This window comes from Lysinibacillus sp. NPDC094177, assembly GCF_050279145.1.
Classification (GTDB): Bacteria; Bacillota; Bacilli; order Bacillales_A; family Planococcaceae; genus Lysinibacillus.
Map to the genome: position 1 here is coordinate 690516 of NZ_JBNNTW010000001.1, position 15039 is coordinate 705554.

Sequence of the window (15039 nt, forward strand, 5' to 3'; positions counted from 1 at the left end):
ACAAAAATTGATTTTGAAATTATTATGTCTAATGATAAGTCATTAATATACCCGGGAAAAAGTAAAAAAGGAGGTATTTAAAATTGAATAAGAAAATGTATTTTTTTTCTTTAAGTTTTATTTTAATATTTTCATTTGTTTTTCCAAGTATTAATATAAATGCAAGTTCTAATAATGCTGAGGATGTATTACCAAGTTTAGAAGAGTCTTTAGAAGTATTGACGTTAGAAGACGAAACGTTATATGAATCTATGACTGATGAAGAAAAAGATGAAATACTACAAAGTACTCAATTTAACTCGGGACAAGGAACACTGCCCTCTGGAATTGAATTTACTTTCGGGGTCCCTCTATATACTAATGAATTTAGTGAGGACGATACTTTTGAATGGGTCATAATTGATTCCGAACTACAAATAAAAGAAAATATAATATTAGACTCAATATCTGCAGCGACACCTAGAATTGACCCAGGTGGGGCTACATATATTACTAGAGCATATTGGATAAATAGAGATGGCTTAAAATCAATCTCTATTTATCCAAATAAATCTGCCAAGGGTTGGACAAAAGAAAAAGCATTCGCAGAATTAAAGAAAAACTTTTCTCACTATTACGACTGGAAAAATGAAGCATCCCTAAAAAAGCAATTTAATTGTCACGCTAGACCTATTCCGCCATATACAGGTAAACTCCCTTGGAATATAGAACCCAGCAAAAAAATCTACTAATGTTATCTCATGTAATTAAACAACAAAAAAGAGTCCCCATTCGCATGAATTGGGGATCCTTTTTTAACCACGACAATGCCAAGAGGGTTTGGGTGTAGCAAAATTGCCAACTCCTTAAATTCGCCCTTACAAGTTTATTTACAACAATTATGAACAAATGTTAAGTAGGTAACTTATTTAACTATTTTTCGTTTGAAGATATGAGGAGGGAGTATTTTTATGATTCATTTATTTAGCATAATACTTGGATTAGTAGCTTTGATTGCCCCATTTTTTAATCTTTTAGGATATAAAAAACACAAGAGCAAGAAATGGTTTGCATTTTCTATTATTAGTTTTAGTGCGTGCGCAATCGCAATTTGTTTACAAATTTTTTATAGCTATATATTGGTAGAAAATGGAGAATTAGCTTCTCTGATGGATACAATGGGTACTATAGCTTATGTTTCAGCAATACTTGTCAGCGTTACTATATTATTAAACGTAGTTACATTTGTTTTGTACCGTGACAAAATTGCAAAGTAATGCAATTGGGTAGATTTATTTAATAACGAAGATCGCCAATTTGACGATCTTTTTTTCATTTAAAAGCTGATTAACTGCAGAAGAAAAAACGTGGTGTGCTTTTCGTTAATTAACCTCCAATAAAGCACATTTATCTCACTAGGGCTTATCCTAATATATAAAACTGGATCTAAGTCAAGATTCCGGACACACAAAAGTTAAGTTTTTGTTTTGTGGCAACCTCCATTTATGGAGTGTTCCACATCCCGTATAGCCAGTCAAAGTGAAAAGAACCTTTGACAGACTTCACGGGAAGTGGGGCGAGAAACTCATAGAGGTTGCGCCCCAAATAAGGGAAAGGTTATTATAGAACAAAAAAATCCTCCATTCAAAATTTTGATTGGAAGATGATTTCGGAATCCCATAAATATTTGAGGAACGAAAAAAGGGATTCAATGCCCCGGACCGAAGCCCTGACTGAATCCCTAATTTCTCTCAAACCCTTATACCCTGTTTTTAGACGTCCCAGGAGGACATACTACAATGCTGATATATCAATGGTTAACGTATAGAATGTTTACCTTTTGTTTACCTTACTTTTTTTAGACCACCCATCATGGAGTGGTCTTTAAGTAATTAATCTATTATTTGGAGAAATGATTATTTAAGAAATCATGATATCTTATTAAAAAAGTTTTGAGTTTATCTGTTGTTTCCTTACGTTCAAATAATTTCCGGTCTTCAAATTCTAGTCCTTCTTCTTCTATCATCATATTTATAGAATCTATAGCATTTATGATTAAAATATTTGTAGAATCCTCATTCTTAATTGTTTTTAAAATATTATTAGATAATTTTTGTATTTCAGCTGAATTTAAGCTCGGTGAAAACCTTCCTGTAGTCACTAATAAATATTTAATAGTCATTAAAATATGCCATTTCATTCTAGTAAATTCTCTGTACTCTTTATTCTTCCTAAAAAAGGCTTCTAATCTATAAAATAGTATAGAACTCACAAAATATGGTTCCGACTTATCATCTTCTTGGAAAATTTCATCTTTTACTTTTCTGGCTACTGTTCCATAATGTCCTGAAACTCCATGAGGATTATCCAAAAACATTGAAGTCACTGTTTTAATTTGCTTAGGAATATTAATTATTTTAGTTTGTGTTATATCACTCGTTCTATATTGATTGGAACGCCTTTCATAATATAACTGTAAATCCTTAAAAGTAGTATGTTGAGACTTATAGAATTCTTCCAGCATTTTATGAAAATTATTAAGGGCGTCTAACTGTTCTGGTTTTAATCCCGTTTGACTATTAGTAGATTTAACTATCTCATTTTTAGTATTTTCATCAGTCGTAGCTATTATTTTTAATGGTATAGAAGTATTTTTTTGAGTCAAAGAGTCATATGTTTCAAAAATAACATTACTAGTCTGACAACCATTTACTATTTGATAATTATGAAGTGTAAACTTTTCTCCAACAGGTTTAATTTCATCAGTAACTATTGTAATACCGTTATTTAAAATACCAAATAATTGTGAAGATGAACTTTTAAGTCGGTCATGCATATTCTTATTAACTTCATTATTATCTATACCTAAATAGTCTCTTATGTTATCATCAAAAACATTTTTTACTCCCATTGTTTCATTATCTAATAGTAAATTCATATACTCTTGAATTTCTACCAAACCGAAATAAGCAGATTTTATTTCATCTCCTTCATATGGAAATGTTACATTTTTAGGAAATTTAAATGTTGCTTCTAAATCTGAATCAATTTTACGATATAGCTTTTGAATTTCTTTAACACCTAATGGTAGAAACTTAACTTCATCTGATAGATATCCACTATCTAATAATGCAGTTTTACCATTGTTAATAGTTTGAATTATATCCTCACTTATTTGAGATGTTGGCGAAGTTGTTGCATAATACATTGTACATTTTGGATTTTCTTTTCTAAAAAGATGAGAGTTTTCATAAATTATATTTCTTAATTCCCAAAATTTAGTAATTTCCGGGATTGTACATGTCTCATTGCAAATAAACTGGTTTACATGTGCTAAAAAATATGTAATATTTGTATCGTTAAATTTCTCAGCGGCTTTAGATTGAACGAAAATAAACTCAACAGATAATACTTGTTTCTGCTCAACAAGTACATTTATATCTTCCTCATTCAAAACTAACTTGTTATTCACCATTATCGCAATACCATCAAATGCCTTAGCAGTTCCAGTATCAAGTTCTTGAAAGTTTTTTTCTGAGTCTATTACATGATTGTTTAAAACACAGTAATTAATAAAATCTTCAAATAACAAATCTTCTTCTTTGTCTTCTATTTCATATTTTGCTTTAAAATCTTTCAAGAAACCTTTAATTATCGGGTTTTTCATAATTAACTCCTTTTAAAGAATAATAATCCAATATTACCATAAATTCAAACAATGCAGTAGTTGAATTTGTATATTATTAACCAATTTAAATATTACCATTTTCCTTCTTCTACAATTCCAACCAATTATCCAATGTACGTCTATTAATAGATTGTGTACGATCATCGCGCTCATTCAGCCAGTTATATAATGGTACTGGACGCTCTCTATCGGTCGTTTCTTCTATAGAGGATGATTTACTAAGCTTCATACTTGAACGCTCCACAGCTTTTTTATATGCTCCTGTGAATACAGCTCTTAATGTACTAGCAATTGTTAATGTACCGTTCGCAATGTCACGGATAATGTTAGCTAAAACGTCTTTAGCGTTCACAAAATCACGTATATCATTCATTATTGTAGCCAGTATGCATTTATGCAGTTGGTCTTTTAAATCGTCATGTAAAGGCAGTGAGTGCATGAAATCGTACAACATCACTTTTTGAATAAGAGATCATAACGAAGGGTGGTTTATTATGCGGATAAAACTAAAAGAAGTAATGGAAGAACGAGGACTTACACAATCAAAATTGGCTGAAATGACAGGAATTCGCCAAGCAGCTATCAGTGAAATTGTAAACAATCGCAGAGACACAATTAACAAAGCGCATCTAGAAACCATTTGCAATACATTAGAAATTAAAAGCTTTGACGATATTTTGGAATGGGATTAACAGATAACTAATCACAGTTGTCTGTTTTTTTCTTCAAATTCTACTGACACATTATAGGAAATTTGATATAGTTTAATACGAACAAAATATTACATATCAGGGGAGAGTTACTACAATGAAGAAATTTTTCAAATTTGGATGTGGAGGATTAATACTATTAGTCGTATTAATTATTGCATTAGCTATGTGTAGTACTGACGATGATAAACCATCTACTGGATCATCTGGAGAGAAAGTGGAAACATCGTCTTCAAAAAATGATGGATCTAAGAAAGTTGATGCAAGCGCACAAAATGTTGATGCTTCAGGTCTAAAAGTTGGACTTGGAGAAATTAAAATTACCAAAAGTAAGATACAAGTTGGAGTTAATGTTCATAATACTAAGGATAGTAAAGTATCTTTTTATCCAGACCAAGGTTCAGCGGTTATTGGTGACATGCAATTAGATGCCAATATGTTCTTAACTGATGGTAAGGTTTCAGGTGAAATTCAAGGAGGAGTTAAAAAAGAAGCTGTATTAGAATTTTTAGCACCAGATGGGAAAGATATTGATGTAGAAAATGTCAAAGAAATTAAATTAATGTTTGGCGATGTCTACGATGAGAAAACTGGAACGCAAGATGTAACATTCACAGTTCCAGTTAAATAATACTTTAAGCCGCTCAAATGAGTGGCTTTTTTCATTGCATAAAAAATAGGTACCTAATCAGTGCCTTCATTTATATGACTTAAAAGTAATTCTTCCACCTGTGTTTTAAGTGCTTGATTGGCATATCGTAATACTTGGTCCTCTCCAGGTGTAGTAACGGTTAATTCGCTGAAATATTGGTCAATCTTTTCCCACTTAACAATTTTTATTTTATCTTTCGCTAAATCTCTTTTAATGTTGTAATGCTCGCTAGTTATAGCCTTCAATAACTTTTCAATCATTGTCATATATACATTACACATCTTTAGATTTTCGATAACGGAGAAATCACGTTGTAAAGATTGGATTGCTAAATCTAAAATAACAAATTTGTGTAAAAGCCTTTGTTGTTCAAATTTAATCATACGACTTCACGCTCTCTTTGAGTGATTGGAACAACCGCCAATACACTATCAATCATAAATGTACGCTTTGCCTGTTTATTGAAACAATAAGCTTGAAACGAATCACCGACAATTTTAATGATTTTAATTCGTCTTTTTGATACTTCACCAGACTTAGCCATGTACATCATATTTAAAAATTGGTTACGTTGCATTGCTTTAATCAGTTGCTCTTTCATCATTCCACACTCCTTACAATAAGAACATTTGTTTGTTTTATTTTAGAACAGACGTTTGTATTTTGGCAAGAAAAAATTTTGGAAATAAAAAAGCTCAGGCTCAAAGTTAATTTGAGTACCTGGGCTTTGTTGTAATTTATGTATACAAACAATAATAAATCTCTTAAAATGGAAATGATTGAAAATAATTAATAGGAGAAAGATTGAGATGAAAAAATTCTTAGCAATTATCGTAACTGCATTAGTAGCAATTTTAGGAATATCTTTTTTACTTCTTAATTTAAGATACGAAAAAGAAGAGATTTTACATGATTTCCCTGTACCAAGAGGTGCAATAATAACAGAAAAAAGGGAAGATAAGTTCGATAATTCTGTTTCAGCCGAATGGACAAAAGCTTCTAGTAAAGGACTTCCTTTAGACTATGAACTTTTTCTAAAGATTAATGGATGGGAAAAATCAATAGAAGATGCATTTAATGAAGATAGTAAAGCTTGGTATTGTTCATACAAAAAAGATAATGAGTTAGTTGGAGTATATCTTTCTGAATCATCTAGTTCTTTAATTATTACCAGTAGTTCAAGATAAAGGAAAATCTCAATAGTTGTTGATAATAAAACCAGCTCAGCTAAAATAGCTTTGCTGGTCCTCATTGCTTATTTACTACGTCTTTGTTGAATAGTAATATACAACCCAATCAAACGATCAGTTGTCATTGCTCCACTTTGTAAATCTTTCAAGTGTGAAGCTTGAATAATACCATCCTTTACTGCCTGTGCTAGATAGTTTTCAGTTTCTGTTTTCATAGTTGGTGAACCTGGATTCCAATTTGTATTTGACACTTTAATTTCCTCCTTTTTGTCTTCCACAATTAATTGAACTTGCAATTTGCTATTACTCGGAACTATTACTTGTCCTTCAAGCTTATAGCCATTCGGCATTTTCCAATTTGATTTAACTTCGAAATGAGGTCGGTCAATACTACCTACCCAATCACCGCCCCATGTGATGCCTAGCTTGCGAGCGATAACACCAATTCGATTGAGCGTTGTCACTTCATACAATGATTGTGGAGGGCCAACAGCAATATCCCATGCTAAACGTGATTTATGGTTACTATTCAGTGTCCAGGTAACAATTTGCCCTAGTCGTGTTCTCCCTTGTGCAGATAGGTAATTTTGGCGTTCCAGAGAGCGGTATGTTTCTGTGATGAATATGTTTTTAATGCCTGCCTTAAAGCACTCTTGGAACAATAATCGGCATGCGGTTTGTGCTTCTGGTAATAGTTCAGCTAAATTTCGACATGTAGTATTTACGCTTGCACTCATTTAGCATCATCCTTTGGTTTGTTATAATCCATTGCTTGTTGGCTATCTGAAACACCGTTTGTTGTTGGGTCGATAATAATACCTAATAAAGCTAAAATACTTAAAACAGTTTCTGAAATAGCTGTTACTTGATTGTTGTAAATCGTAATATCGACATAAAAAAAATACCCGCTATTTGATTAGCGAGTACAATAAGTAATGCAATTAATGACACCCAAAATTGTTTATGCTGCAAACGTACTTTCCAGTTAATTTTCATGTGTAATTCCCTCCAATTTATCAATTCGTTTGTGAGCTTGTTTCGCTGATTCTTCGTTACGAATTGATTTTTCGTTTAATGCTTCAATTTTATGACCTTGATCTTTTAAATCTAATCGGATATCATCCACACCACGTGCTATATAATCGACCTTAGAAGTGATATTCGCTTCCGTTGCTCCTTGATTTCTACTATCTTTTTTCATTGTTACAATTACACCAATAACGCCTAACAAAGCTCCGATGGCTCCGAAAAGCAATGACATTTCAATATTCATATAACACCTACTTTCGCTAATATAAAAGCCCTCCACAGATGATTGTGGAAGGCTAAAAAGTATATTCTATTTTCAAATTTGTGATTCAAATTATTTTTCTAAAGCAGAAGCTATTCTTTTTAAATAAACTATTATTTCATCAAGTTTTTCCTCAATACTACTAGTTGTTGCTGATTCATTTTCCGATGAACTTTGATTTACAGATACCCCGAACACTTCAATAAGACCATGTTTCATTGCATTTTCCCACTTTACGCTTTTTTCATAATGTAATTTTTGAGCGATGTCCCATGCTGGTAAAAAGGCCTCAGTCAATAACTCATGGTTTTGAATTAAATTAAATTCCCTAGCAAATAATCGGAATGTGCGAATATTGGCTACTTTTTCACCCACTTGATCAGCAAATTCCTCAGCAGAGTATGTCTTTTGAATTTTCATTACATCAACCCCTATAATTGTATTTTAACTACACTTTAATTGTACTTTAAATGGAGTTTAATTGCAATAAAAAATTCAATTGAAGTAATTCTGCCAAAATTCTATCAAAAGGTAATTGTTTACTTCAAAATAATAGACGATAAATTTAATATGCGTATGATTGTGTTCATCTCCTAACTTCACCACTAATCTGACTCAATTCTTGCTTAATCTTTTGAATCAACGTAGGACGATTATTACCGAATGTAGCTTCAATACTAAACCCTGATGTTTCATAAATTTCTTTAATATCAGTAATACGAGCATCCATAGTTATTCCCCAACTGTTATTTTGAATAGTGGTAACATCACCTAAATCATAATCCTTTTGATACTTAAATGGACTATTGGTTAATATCTGTCCTTCTAAGTATTATTCTTGCATAAGCTCACCTAGCTTTTGTTGCCCACGATCAGTTAAAGCTTGAATGACTTTTTGTTCTGGTAATGGATTATCATCTTCATCCGTTTCAGCTATATCTCGAGCGTCGATAAATTCTTCGTGGCGATTGATACCAGTTCCAATTCCAACGCCAGCAACTTCAATTACTCGTCTTTCTACACCTTCACCTTGTCCGGCAACTATTGCTACATTTTTGAATTATATAAATCCAATAAACACATTAATACCTATAACCGTTATTCTAATTCTTCTGAACGTGTTAAAGAATATTTCAAAGATAAACCTATTCAAAAAATAACTCGAGCAGATTATCAATTGTTTTTAAATGATTATGGTAAAGGTAAATCAAAGGAGACTGTTAGGAAGCTTAATACACACATAAGAGCTTGTGTAAGAGATGCAATTGATGAAGGATATATAATGATAGACTTCACTCGCAAAGTGGAATTAAACGCTACCCAAAATGCTAAGAAGAGTGAAGATAAGCACTTGAATTATAATGAAAGTGTTAAATTATATAATGAATTATTTAAACGGTTGTCACCTTCTACAAGTACCTATCATTTAATTTTATTAGGACTAGTATCAGGTCTTCGGTTTGGTGAATTAACTGGACTAACTATAGATTGCTTCGATTTTAAAAAGAACCAAATTAAAGTTTATAGAGCATGGGACTACAAAAGAGGAACTGGATTCGGGCCATTAAAGAATGAACAATCAGAAAGAAAAATTTCTATAGATAAGAAAGTTATGAATGAATTTAAAAAATTAATATTAGCTGTACCTGAAAATGAAAATAACTTAGTTTTCTACAGACAATCAGTCATTAAAACAGTAACAAATGAAGGTGCTAATAAATTATTACGAAAAACATTAGATGCGTTGGAAATTGAACATATTTCAATTCATGGCTTACGGCATACTCATGCTAATGTTTTGATATATAAAGGCGCTAATATTCATTCTGTTTCAAAACGCTTAGGCCATTCTGATATTCAAACAACACTAGATCATTATTCGCATGTATTAAAAGAGATGGAAGAACGAGATGAAGAAATAGCTATCAACGTTTATTCATCTTAATTATTTTGTTTACCGTGTTTACATTTTGTTTACCTCAAATATATTTTATATGTTATTCAATGCGATTTTCAATATTTATCAAATAATAAAAAAACGCTCAAAACCCCGTATTCATAAGGTTTCAAGCGCTTTTCATTTCGATTAAAAATCAACATTGATTTACAATAGACGTCCCAGGAGGGATTCGAACCCCCGACCGACGGCTTAGAAGGCCGTTGCTCTATCCTGCTGAGCTACTGAGACATGATATTATTTTATATGTAGTCCAAGTGAAGGACAATATTTATTATATGTGCTTTTTATCATAAAGTCAACATTAATTTTACTATGAAGGCAAGGTTTGCCTCAATATTAATATTATATGATTTCCTGTATCCCATTATGCCCCCCTCATCTCTACTTTTGTTAAAATAATGAAAAGTAAACAAACTGGAGGAAGCAATATGTTTAAAGATTTAGTCGTAGTTGTAACTGGTGGAGCGCAAGGTATTGGTAGAGGCATTGTGCAAGAGTATGCACGAAATGGTGCCAATGTAGTTATTGCCGATATAAACAAAGAATTAGGACAGCAATTAGAAATGGATTTACTTGCGCAAGGTCATTCTGTTCTTTTTGCTCAAACAGATGTTACGAAAGAGCAGGACATCGTTTCTTTAATGCAAAAAGTAGTTGATCATTTTGGTACTATCCATATTTTAATTAATAATGCGGGTAAATTTCAACATAAATCTCTCTATGACGTAACATTAGATGAATGGAATGATACGATTCAAACAAATTTAACAAGTGTCTTCTTAAGTTCAAGGGAGGCTGCAAAAGTTATGCGAGCAAATGCCAATGGCGGCTCAATTGTTTCTATAGCCTCTACACGCGCAGAGATGTCTGAGCCTCATACTGAAGCCTATGCAGCAACAAAAGGCGGTATCGTCGCATTAACACATGCTTTAGCGAGTTCTTTAGGTCCAGATAATATCACGGTTAATTGTATTTCGCCTGGTTGGATTGAAACAGGTGATTATGAACAGCTCCGTAAGAATGATCACGAGCAGCATTTATCGGGGCGTGTAGGCGTTCCTGCAGACATTGCACAGGCTTGCTTGTATTTAACTTCTTTCAGCAGATGTCCAAGCACCCACTGAAAGAAGTTAAAGCCTCCGGCGGATGTCACGGAATCAGAAAGGAGTTCTTTGTGCATGCACAAAGCCGATTCCGGACGCAATTATGCCAAGGCATAATTGAACAAGCCCAACAAATAATTTCGTCACAGGCATTAATTTAACAGTGGATGGTGGGATGACAAAGAAAATGATATATGAAGAATAGGTCAAACTACTACTTAATCAACGAACAAAAGCAAACCAGATTCACTAAGCATTTTTGAATCCGTTTTCTACTTTTGGCGTATAAATTCTTGCCTCTTTACTCTTTGAATAATGAGCAATAGGTTGAATGCCTTGGATAGATTCCTTCACAAATGGAGCTAGTGTATTGCTTTCAATGTTAATATGAACTCGTTGCAGCTGCCATGGCATATGATCTATATCTATGCGAACTAGAGAGCTCTTCCATTTTGACCAAGAGTGATAACGTTCCACTAACCATTTATCAAAGGTAGAACTACTTATTTCACTGGCAATCGGTTGATATGAAATTTTCAACCTTTCATCCTGTGCACCGTGATATAAACTTATAAAAGAAAAATTGTTCCCTTTTTGTTTTAAAGATATTTTGGAATGGCGATATGCTAAACTGCCCTTTGTGGCTATTTGTACAATAAAACGATTCGTAACGTCTAAGTTGAAGAAATAGATGCCTTTCATGCCGTTATATGTAACATATGTCCGGACATTAAGCTGTAAATGAGAACCTACTCCTGGTAATGGTGGTAGAAATCTTAGTCGCTGTCCTTTTACTTTAAAAAGGACAGCACTAAGCCAAGCGTTATTTTCATAGAGATCCAGTTGCAACTCTTGCGGAATGTAGTATTCTAAATCCTTAGGTGAAACTGGCCAATGCAGAAACAACACATCTTGCCATATTTGCGTCAAAATCCACGATTTACTCCACATAATATAACTCCTTTCTGTAGTTAAATTCTTTCCTACAAAGGAGTTATTCAAACGAAACTGACTATTTTTGTTCTGAATCTAACGTTTCTTTTTCAACATATCGGTAATATAAATTGCGCAGTTCGGATTCTTTATAATTGCCTAAATGACTTTTATATTGTGGATGCACTAAAATACCATGATCTCGAAGTTGCTTAACAAACCAGCCTTTTGAATACTTATGCACTGTACACATTCTCCTTCACTAATACTCATACATAGCGTATGCTCAAGAAATTATGTAGTGACATTTTTTCAAAATAAAAAAAACGAAGAATTTATCCTTCGTTTTCGTACTGTTGAAAAACAAAATGGGTCAAGGTAATTTTGGTGAATGTTGTTGCTCTTTAAATAAGGGTGAATCCCGTTCCAGGCTACTCGCTTTGTTGCTGACGCTTCGCTTTCGCACAGATAAAACATTGTCGCTGACGCTTCGCTTTCGTACAAAAAACTCTATTGCTAAAGTTTCGTTTTATAACCATAAATTAAAGTGATATGTCAGAAGATACATACTATGTGAGCTGGTTGATTGGAGTGGAGGCTGGGCGACTCCTTGGGGATCACAGCGTCACAGATGAGACCCTGCAGCGAAGCGAAGCGGCTCATCGGACGCCCCCAGGAAGCTCTGCTCTGCGCGAAAGCGAAGCGTCAGCGGCAAAGCGCTCAGTCGGAACGGAAATCAACCCCTCGTTTTGCCGAAGAGCCATACTTTATTTAATATAGCTTTATTCCCTCGGTTTTCACCTTATGTGCCACAATAAGTTCGATATGGTTGGTTAGATGGTGTTGGTAATGTTGCATATTCCTGCTGCTCCTTACAATGTGCAAAAGGTTGAGCAAGAGCATCCAGTAATCGCTCCATTACGCTATAGTCTCCTTGTTCAACAGCAGCTTCTAATGCTTCTTCTACACGGTGATTTCGTGGAATTACTGCTGGATTATGATCACGCATTAATTGTTGGGACATGTCTTTTGTTTCTTGCTGTCTTTCCAGCCTAGCTAGCCAATTCTTATGCCATTCTTTAAATTCATTTGTACTAAATAACGTTGAGTCAGCAAATTTATCGAAGGTTAATGCGATAAATGTATTCGTATAGTCTGCTTGATGTTGCTGCATTAACTTTAGAAGTTCCTCAATTAGTGCCTCGTCCTGATCTTCTTCGTTAAATATTCCAAGCTTTGCTCGCATACCTGTTAGCCAGTTTGAATAATACAACTGAGAATATTGCTTTAGAGTCTCTTGAGCTAAGTTTATAGCCTCTTCCTGATTTTCATGGATTAACGGTATTAATGATTCAGCAAATCGCGTTAAATTCCATCCTCCGATATTAGGCTGATTACCATATGCATAACGGCCTTGTCTATCTATAGAGCTAAATACTGTCGCTGGATCATAAGTGTCCATGAAAGCGCAAGGACCATAATCAATTGTCTCACCACTAATAGTCATATTATCCGTGTTCATGACTCCATGAATAAAACCAACTAGCTGCCATTTTGCAATGAGAGATGCTTGTTTCTTGATAACTTCCTGTAGCAGGGTTAAATAACGATTTTGAGCTTCATCAGCATTAGGAAAGTGACGCTCCAAAGCATAATCCGCCAATGCTTTTAACTCCTCATCCGATCCAAAGTTCGCTGCATATTGGAAAGTTCCAACTCGCAAATGACTGCTTGCAATACGAGTTAAAACTGCACCTGGAAGCTCTGTTTCACGAAGGATCATTTCTCCTGTAGTCACGACAGCTAGACTTCGAGTAGTTGGAATGCCAAGTGCATACATGGCTTCACTAATAATGTATTCACGTAGCATTGGACCAAGTGTTGCTCTGCCATCTCCGCCACGGGAATAAGGCGTTCTTCCTGAGCCTTTAAGCGCGATATCAAAGCGTTCATGAGTTGGTGTTAGTTGTTCACTTAACAACAGTGCTCTTCCGTCTCCAAGCATATTAAAGTGACCGAATTGATGACCTGCATAAGCTTGGGCAATAGGCATGCCACCAGTCGGATTGTTGTTACCTGCAAAAATCGCTACCGCTTCCTCGCTTTGCAAAGCATCGACGTTTAAGCCAAGTGCATTGGCAACTGATTCATTTAACATGATTAACTTTGGTGAACGAACTGGATTTAAATTGATTGCTGTATAAAAAATGTTTGGTAGGCGAGTATAGCTATTATCAAAATTCCATCCTATTTTATTGTCCATGTTTTCTCCTTTGTTACGTTTATATTTATTTTTTCTACTTCATCATAAACAATTCATAGCCATTTTTTCCATTTAGGAAGCTTTCAGGGCAGCATGTCTTACAAATCGGGATACAACAAAAAACGCTTATAGTTTCTAGAACTTAAGCGTTTTTGTTACATCATTTTCGCATAAACTTGTGGGTGGAAATATGGCTATTATCATCCGTAAAGAACTTCACTTCAAAATGTGTGTCTTCGGCCTCTAAAAGGGCAAAGCTTTTTTCTTTACGACCACGTGGTTTTAATAAGCTCCCCGGATTTAAAAATAACACATCATCAATCATTTCCGCCCCAAGAATATGAGAGTGACCAAAGCAAGCAATTTGTGCGTCTACCTCTTTGGCACGATAGGATAATGACAAGACCGAGGTTTTTACATTGAATAAATGGCCATGTGTGACAAAGACTGTGACGTCCGCTAAATCGAATACCGCTTCATCCGGAAAGGCTTTATCGATGTCACAATTTCCTCTTACTTTCTTCATACCATCCAATGCTTTATGGGAGAAAGGAAGCTCACTATCTCCACAATGGATGAAAGCATCAACATTTGGATAATAACCACGAACTTTTTCAATCACATTACTATCGCCATGTGTATCACTCATGACTAGTATTTGCATGGATATCACCTCTTATTTTATAAGATTAGGTAATTGTTCCTTCAACTTACGAATAGCATTCCCACGATGGGAAATTGCTCCTTTTTCATCTGCTGATAGCTCTGCCATCATACGGTTTAAGCTTGGGACAAAGAAGATTGGATCATAACCAAATCCGTTAGTACCACGTTTTTCGTGTGCAATAACGCCTTCACAAGTACCAAAAACTGTTGTTGTTTCAAATCCAGGCCCTGCAATTGCAATGCAACAGCAGAAGCGTGCTGTACGTTTTTCATCCTCGACATTTTTTAGGTTTTCTAAGAGTTTAACCATGTTTGCTTCATCATCATGATCACTAGCATAACGTGCGGAATAAACACCTGGTTCACCATTTAATGCATCAACAGCTAAGCCACTATCATCGGCAATAACAATTGTGTTTAGTTCTTTTGCCAATGCTTCTGCCTTTAAGATTGCATTTTCCTCAAAGGTAGTGCCTGTTTCTTCTATTTCCATCTCTGGGGCTACATCAAACATCGTTACTACTTCATAGCCAAGTGGACCGAATAACGCTTCGAAATCTTTTGCTTTGCCTTTATTTTTAGTTGCAATGACTACTTGTTTCAT

At 34.3% G+C, this 15039-nt stretch carries 21 protein-coding genes, 1 tRNA gene and 2 pseudogenes; 8 read left to right on the forward strand and 16 right to left on the reverse strand.

Features of this window, described 5'->3' with window-relative positions:
* The first annotated feature begins 83 nt into the window (after positions 1-83).
* The gene (locus ACQKNC_RS03310) at positions 84-731 is read left to right on the forward strand and encodes a DUF2599 domain-containing protein (RefSeq protein ID WP_427423443.1); all 648 of its coding nucleotides are present in this window, start codon (positions 84-86) and stop codon (positions 729-731) included.
* Between the two features lie 219 nt (positions 732-950).
* Positions 951-1256: a hypothetical protein gene (locus tag ACQKNC_RS03315; RefSeq protein WP_427423444.1), complete on the forward strand. Its 306-nt coding sequence runs from the start codon at positions 951-953 to the stop codon at positions 1254-1256.
* A 623-nt stretch (positions 1257-1879) separates the two neighbouring features.
* Here the strand turns inward: ACQKNC_RS03315 and ACQKNC_RS03320 are convergent.
* Positions 1880-3646 (reverse strand): AIPR family protein, encoded by a 1767-nt coding sequence (locus tag ACQKNC_RS03320; protein WP_427423445.1) that lies wholly within the window; start codon positions 3644-3646, stop codon positions 1880-1882.
* 109 nt (positions 3647-3755) lie between these two features.
* Positions 3756-4040 carry a hypothetical protein gene (locus tag ACQKNC_RS03325; protein ID WP_427423446.1) on the reverse strand — a complete coding sequence of 95 codons (285 nt, stop codon included), beginning with the start codon at positions 4038-4040 and terminating at the stop codon, positions 3756-3758.
* 121 nt (positions 4041-4161) lie between these two features.
* On the opposite strand from ACQKNC_RS03325, the gene ACQKNC_RS03330 reads away from it, so the two are divergent.
* The gene (locus tag ACQKNC_RS03330) at positions 4162-4359 is read left to right on the forward strand and encodes a helix-turn-helix domain-containing protein (RefSeq protein ID WP_427423447.1); all 198 of its coding nucleotides are present in this window, start codon (positions 4162-4164) and stop codon (positions 4357-4359) included.
* A gap of 115 nt (positions 4360-4474) precedes the next feature.
* Positions 4475-5008, forward strand: coding sequence for a hypothetical protein (locus ACQKNC_RS03335; RefSeq protein WP_427423448.1), 534 nt, complete (start codon positions 4475-4477; stop codon positions 5006-5008).
* A 53-nt stretch (positions 5009-5061) separates the two neighbouring features.
* On the opposite strand, the gene ACQKNC_RS03340 is transcribed toward ACQKNC_RS03335, so the two are convergent.
* Positions 5062-5412 carry an aconitate hydratase gene (locus ACQKNC_RS03340; RefSeq protein ID WP_427423449.1) on the reverse strand — a complete coding sequence of 117 codons (351 nt, stop codon included), beginning with the start codon at positions 5410-5412 and terminating at the stop codon, positions 5062-5064.
* Positions 5409-5630 carry a transcriptional regulator gene (locus tag ACQKNC_RS03345; protein WP_427423450.1) on the reverse strand — a complete coding sequence of 74 codons (222 nt, stop codon included), beginning with the start codon at positions 5628-5630 and terminating at the stop codon, positions 5409-5411. Before ACQKNC_RS03345 ends, ACQKNC_RS03340 begins: the two co-directional genes overlap by 4 nt.
* Positions 5631-5838: 208 nt before the next feature.
* On the opposite strand from ACQKNC_RS03345, the gene ACQKNC_RS03350 reads away from it, so the two are divergent.
* Positions 5839-6216: a hypothetical protein gene (locus tag ACQKNC_RS03350; RefSeq protein WP_427423451.1), complete on the forward strand. Its 378-nt coding sequence runs from the start codon at positions 5839-5841 to the stop codon at positions 6214-6216.
* A 68-nt stretch (positions 6217-6284) separates the two neighbouring features.
* On the opposite strand, the gene ACQKNC_RS03355 is transcribed toward ACQKNC_RS03350, so the two are convergent.
* The 6 genes and pseudogenes from ACQKNC_RS03355 to ACQKNC_RS03380 all read right to left on the reverse strand — a co-directional run.
* On the reverse strand, positions 6285-6956 hold the full coding sequence (locus ACQKNC_RS03355) for a M15 family metallopeptidase (RefSeq protein ID WP_427423452.1): 672 nt from the start codon (positions 6954-6956) through the stop codon (positions 6285-6287).
* A complete protein-coding gene (locus ACQKNC_RS03360; RefSeq protein WP_427423513.1) occupies positions 6953-7105 on the reverse strand; it encodes a phage holin in 153 nt (50 codons plus the stop codon). The genes ACQKNC_RS03355 and ACQKNC_RS03360 overlap by 4 nt, the downstream gene beginning before the upstream one ends.
* The gene (locus ACQKNC_RS03365; RefSeq protein WP_427423453.1) at positions 7081-7215 is read right to left on the reverse strand and encodes a phage holin; all 135 of its coding nucleotides are present in this window, start codon (positions 7213-7215) and stop codon (positions 7081-7083) included. Before ACQKNC_RS03365 ends, ACQKNC_RS03360 begins: the two co-directional genes overlap by 25 nt.
* The gene (locus ACQKNC_RS03370) at positions 7205-7492 is read right to left on the reverse strand and encodes a hypothetical protein (protein WP_427423454.1); all 288 of its coding nucleotides are present in this window, start codon (positions 7490-7492) and stop codon (positions 7205-7207) included. The genes ACQKNC_RS03365 and ACQKNC_RS03370 overlap by 11 nt, the downstream gene beginning before the upstream one ends.
* Before the next feature lie 90 nt (positions 7493-7582).
* Positions 7583-7930: a hypothetical protein gene (locus ACQKNC_RS03375; RefSeq protein ID WP_427423455.1), complete on the reverse strand. Its 348-nt coding sequence runs from the start codon at positions 7928-7930 to the stop codon at positions 7583-7585.
* A gap of 166 nt (positions 7931-8096) precedes the next feature.
* Positions 8097-8558, reverse strand: a pseudogene (locus ACQKNC_RS03380) (Gp37-like protein); the annotation flags it as partial.
* On the opposite strand from ACQKNC_RS03380, the gene ACQKNC_RS03385 reads away from it, so the two are divergent.
* On the forward strand, positions 8472-9455 hold the full coding sequence (locus ACQKNC_RS03385; protein WP_427423456.1) for a tyrosine-type recombinase/integrase: 984 nt from the start codon (positions 8472-8474) through the stop codon (positions 9453-9455). The pseudogene ACQKNC_RS03380 and the gene ACQKNC_RS03385 overlap by 87 nt on opposite strands.
* A gap of 169 nt (positions 9456-9624) precedes the next feature.
* On the opposite strand, the gene ACQKNC_RS03390 is transcribed toward ACQKNC_RS03385, so the two are convergent.
* Positions 9625-9698: transfer RNA gene (locus ACQKNC_RS03390), tRNA-Arg, on the reverse strand.
* Positions 9699-9898: 200 nt separating this feature from the next.
* On the opposite strand from ACQKNC_RS03390, the gene ACQKNC_RS03395 reads away from it, so the two are divergent.
* Both ACQKNC_RS03395 and ACQKNC_RS03400 read left to right on the forward strand, forming a co-directional pair.
* Positions 9899-10594, forward strand: a complete 696-nt coding sequence (locus ACQKNC_RS03395) for an SDR family oxidoreductase (protein WP_427423457.1) — start codon at positions 9899-9901, stop codon at positions 10592-10594.
* 100 nt (positions 10595-10694) lie between these two features.
* Positions 10695-10778: pseudogene (locus tag ACQKNC_RS03400) on the forward strand (3-ketoacyl-ACP reductase); the annotation flags it as partial.
* A 44-nt stretch (positions 10779-10822) separates the two neighbouring features.
* Here ACQKNC_RS03400 and ACQKNC_RS03405 read toward each other — a convergent pair.
* From ACQKNC_RS03405 to ACQKNC_RS03425, 5 genes are all read right to left on the reverse strand, one after another.
* A complete protein-coding gene (locus ACQKNC_RS03405; RefSeq protein WP_427423458.1) occupies positions 10823-11524 on the reverse strand; it encodes a YqjF family protein in 702 nt (233 codons plus the stop codon).
* A gap of 61 nt (positions 11525-11585) precedes the next feature.
* Positions 11586-11759, reverse strand: coding sequence for a DUF2639 domain-containing protein (locus tag ACQKNC_RS03410; RefSeq protein WP_427423459.1), 174 nt, complete (start codon positions 11757-11759; stop codon positions 11586-11588).
* A 549-nt stretch (positions 11760-12308) separates the two neighbouring features.
* Positions 12309-13769: a protein adenylyltransferase SelO gene (locus ACQKNC_RS03415; RefSeq protein ID WP_427423460.1), complete on the reverse strand. Its 1461-nt coding sequence runs from the start codon at positions 13767-13769 to the stop codon at positions 12309-12311.
* A gap of 160 nt (positions 13770-13929) precedes the next feature.
* A complete protein-coding gene (locus ACQKNC_RS03420; RefSeq protein ID WP_427423461.1) occupies positions 13930-14433 on the reverse strand; it encodes a metallophosphoesterase in 504 nt (167 codons plus the stop codon).
* 12 nt (positions 14434-14445) lie between these two features.
* Positions 14446-15039, reverse strand: coding sequence for an XTP/dITP diphosphatase (locus ACQKNC_RS03425; RefSeq protein ID WP_427423462.1), 594 nt, complete (start codon positions 15037-15039; stop codon positions 14446-14448).

Coding starts and splice junctions, on each gene's coding strand:
- ACQKNC_RS03325 (WP_427423446.1), bottom strand. CDS start 4,040: ATGAATGATATACGTGATTTTGTGAACGCTAAAGACGTTTTAGCTAAC.
- ACQKNC_RS03335 (WP_427423448.1), top strand. CDS start 4,475: ATGAAGAAATTTTTCAAATTTGGATGTGGAGGATTAATACTATTAGTC.
- ACQKNC_RS03415 (WP_427423460.1), bottom strand. CDS start 13,769: ATGGACAATAAAATAGGATGGAATTTTGATAATAGCTATACTCGCCTA.
- ACQKNC_RS03405 (WP_427423458.1), bottom strand. CDS start 11,524: ATGTGGAGTAAATCGTGGATTTTGACGCAAATATGGCAAGATGTGTTG.
- ACQKNC_RS03365 (WP_427423453.1), bottom strand. CDS start 7,215: ATGAAAATTAACTGGAAAGTACGTTTGCAGCATAAACAATTTTGGGTG.
- ACQKNC_RS03350 (WP_427423451.1), top strand. CDS start 5,839: ATGAAAAAATTCTTAGCAATTATCGTAACTGCATTAGTAGCAATTTTA.
- ACQKNC_RS03315 (WP_427423444.1), top strand. CDS start 951: ATGATTCATTTATTTAGCATAATACTTGGATTAGTAGCTTTGATTGCC.
- ACQKNC_RS03425 (WP_427423462.1), bottom strand. CDS start 15,039: ATGAAACAAGTAGTCATTGCAACTAAAAATAAAGGCAAAGCAAAAGAT.
- ACQKNC_RS03320 (WP_427423445.1), bottom strand. CDS start 3,646: ATGAAAAACCCGATAATTAAAGGTTTCTTGAAAGATTTTAAAGCAAAA.
- ACQKNC_RS03345 (WP_427423450.1), bottom strand. CDS start 5,630: ATGAAAGAGCAACTGATTAAAGCAATGCAACGTAACCAATTTTTAAAT.
- ACQKNC_RS03340 (WP_427423449.1), bottom strand. CDS start 5,412: ATGATTAAATTTGAACAACAAAGGCTTTTACACAAATTTGTTATTTTA.
- ACQKNC_RS03420 (WP_427423461.1), bottom strand. CDS start 14,433: ATGCAAATACTAGTCATGAGTGATACACATGGCGATAGTAATGTGATT.
- ACQKNC_RS03370 (WP_427423454.1), bottom strand. CDS start 7,492: ATGAATATTGAAATGTCATTGCTTTTCGGAGCCATCGGAGCTTTGTTA.
- ACQKNC_RS03395 (WP_427423457.1), top strand. CDS start 9,899: ATGTTTAAAGATTTAGTCGTAGTTGTAACTGGTGGAGCGCAAGGTATT.
- ACQKNC_RS03410 (WP_427423459.1), bottom strand. CDS start 11,759: ATGTGTACAGTGCATAAGTATTCAAAAGGCTGGTTTGTTAAGCAACTT.
- ACQKNC_RS03375 (WP_427423455.1), bottom strand. CDS start 7,930: ATGAAAATTCAAAAGACATACTCTGCTGAGGAATTTGCTGATCAAGTG.
- ACQKNC_RS03330 (WP_427423447.1), top strand. CDS start 4,162: ATGCGGATAAAACTAAAAGAAGTAATGGAAGAACGAGGACTTACACAA.
- ACQKNC_RS03355 (WP_427423452.1), bottom strand. CDS start 6,956: ATGAGTGCAAGCGTAAATACTACATGTCGAAATTTAGCTGAACTATTA.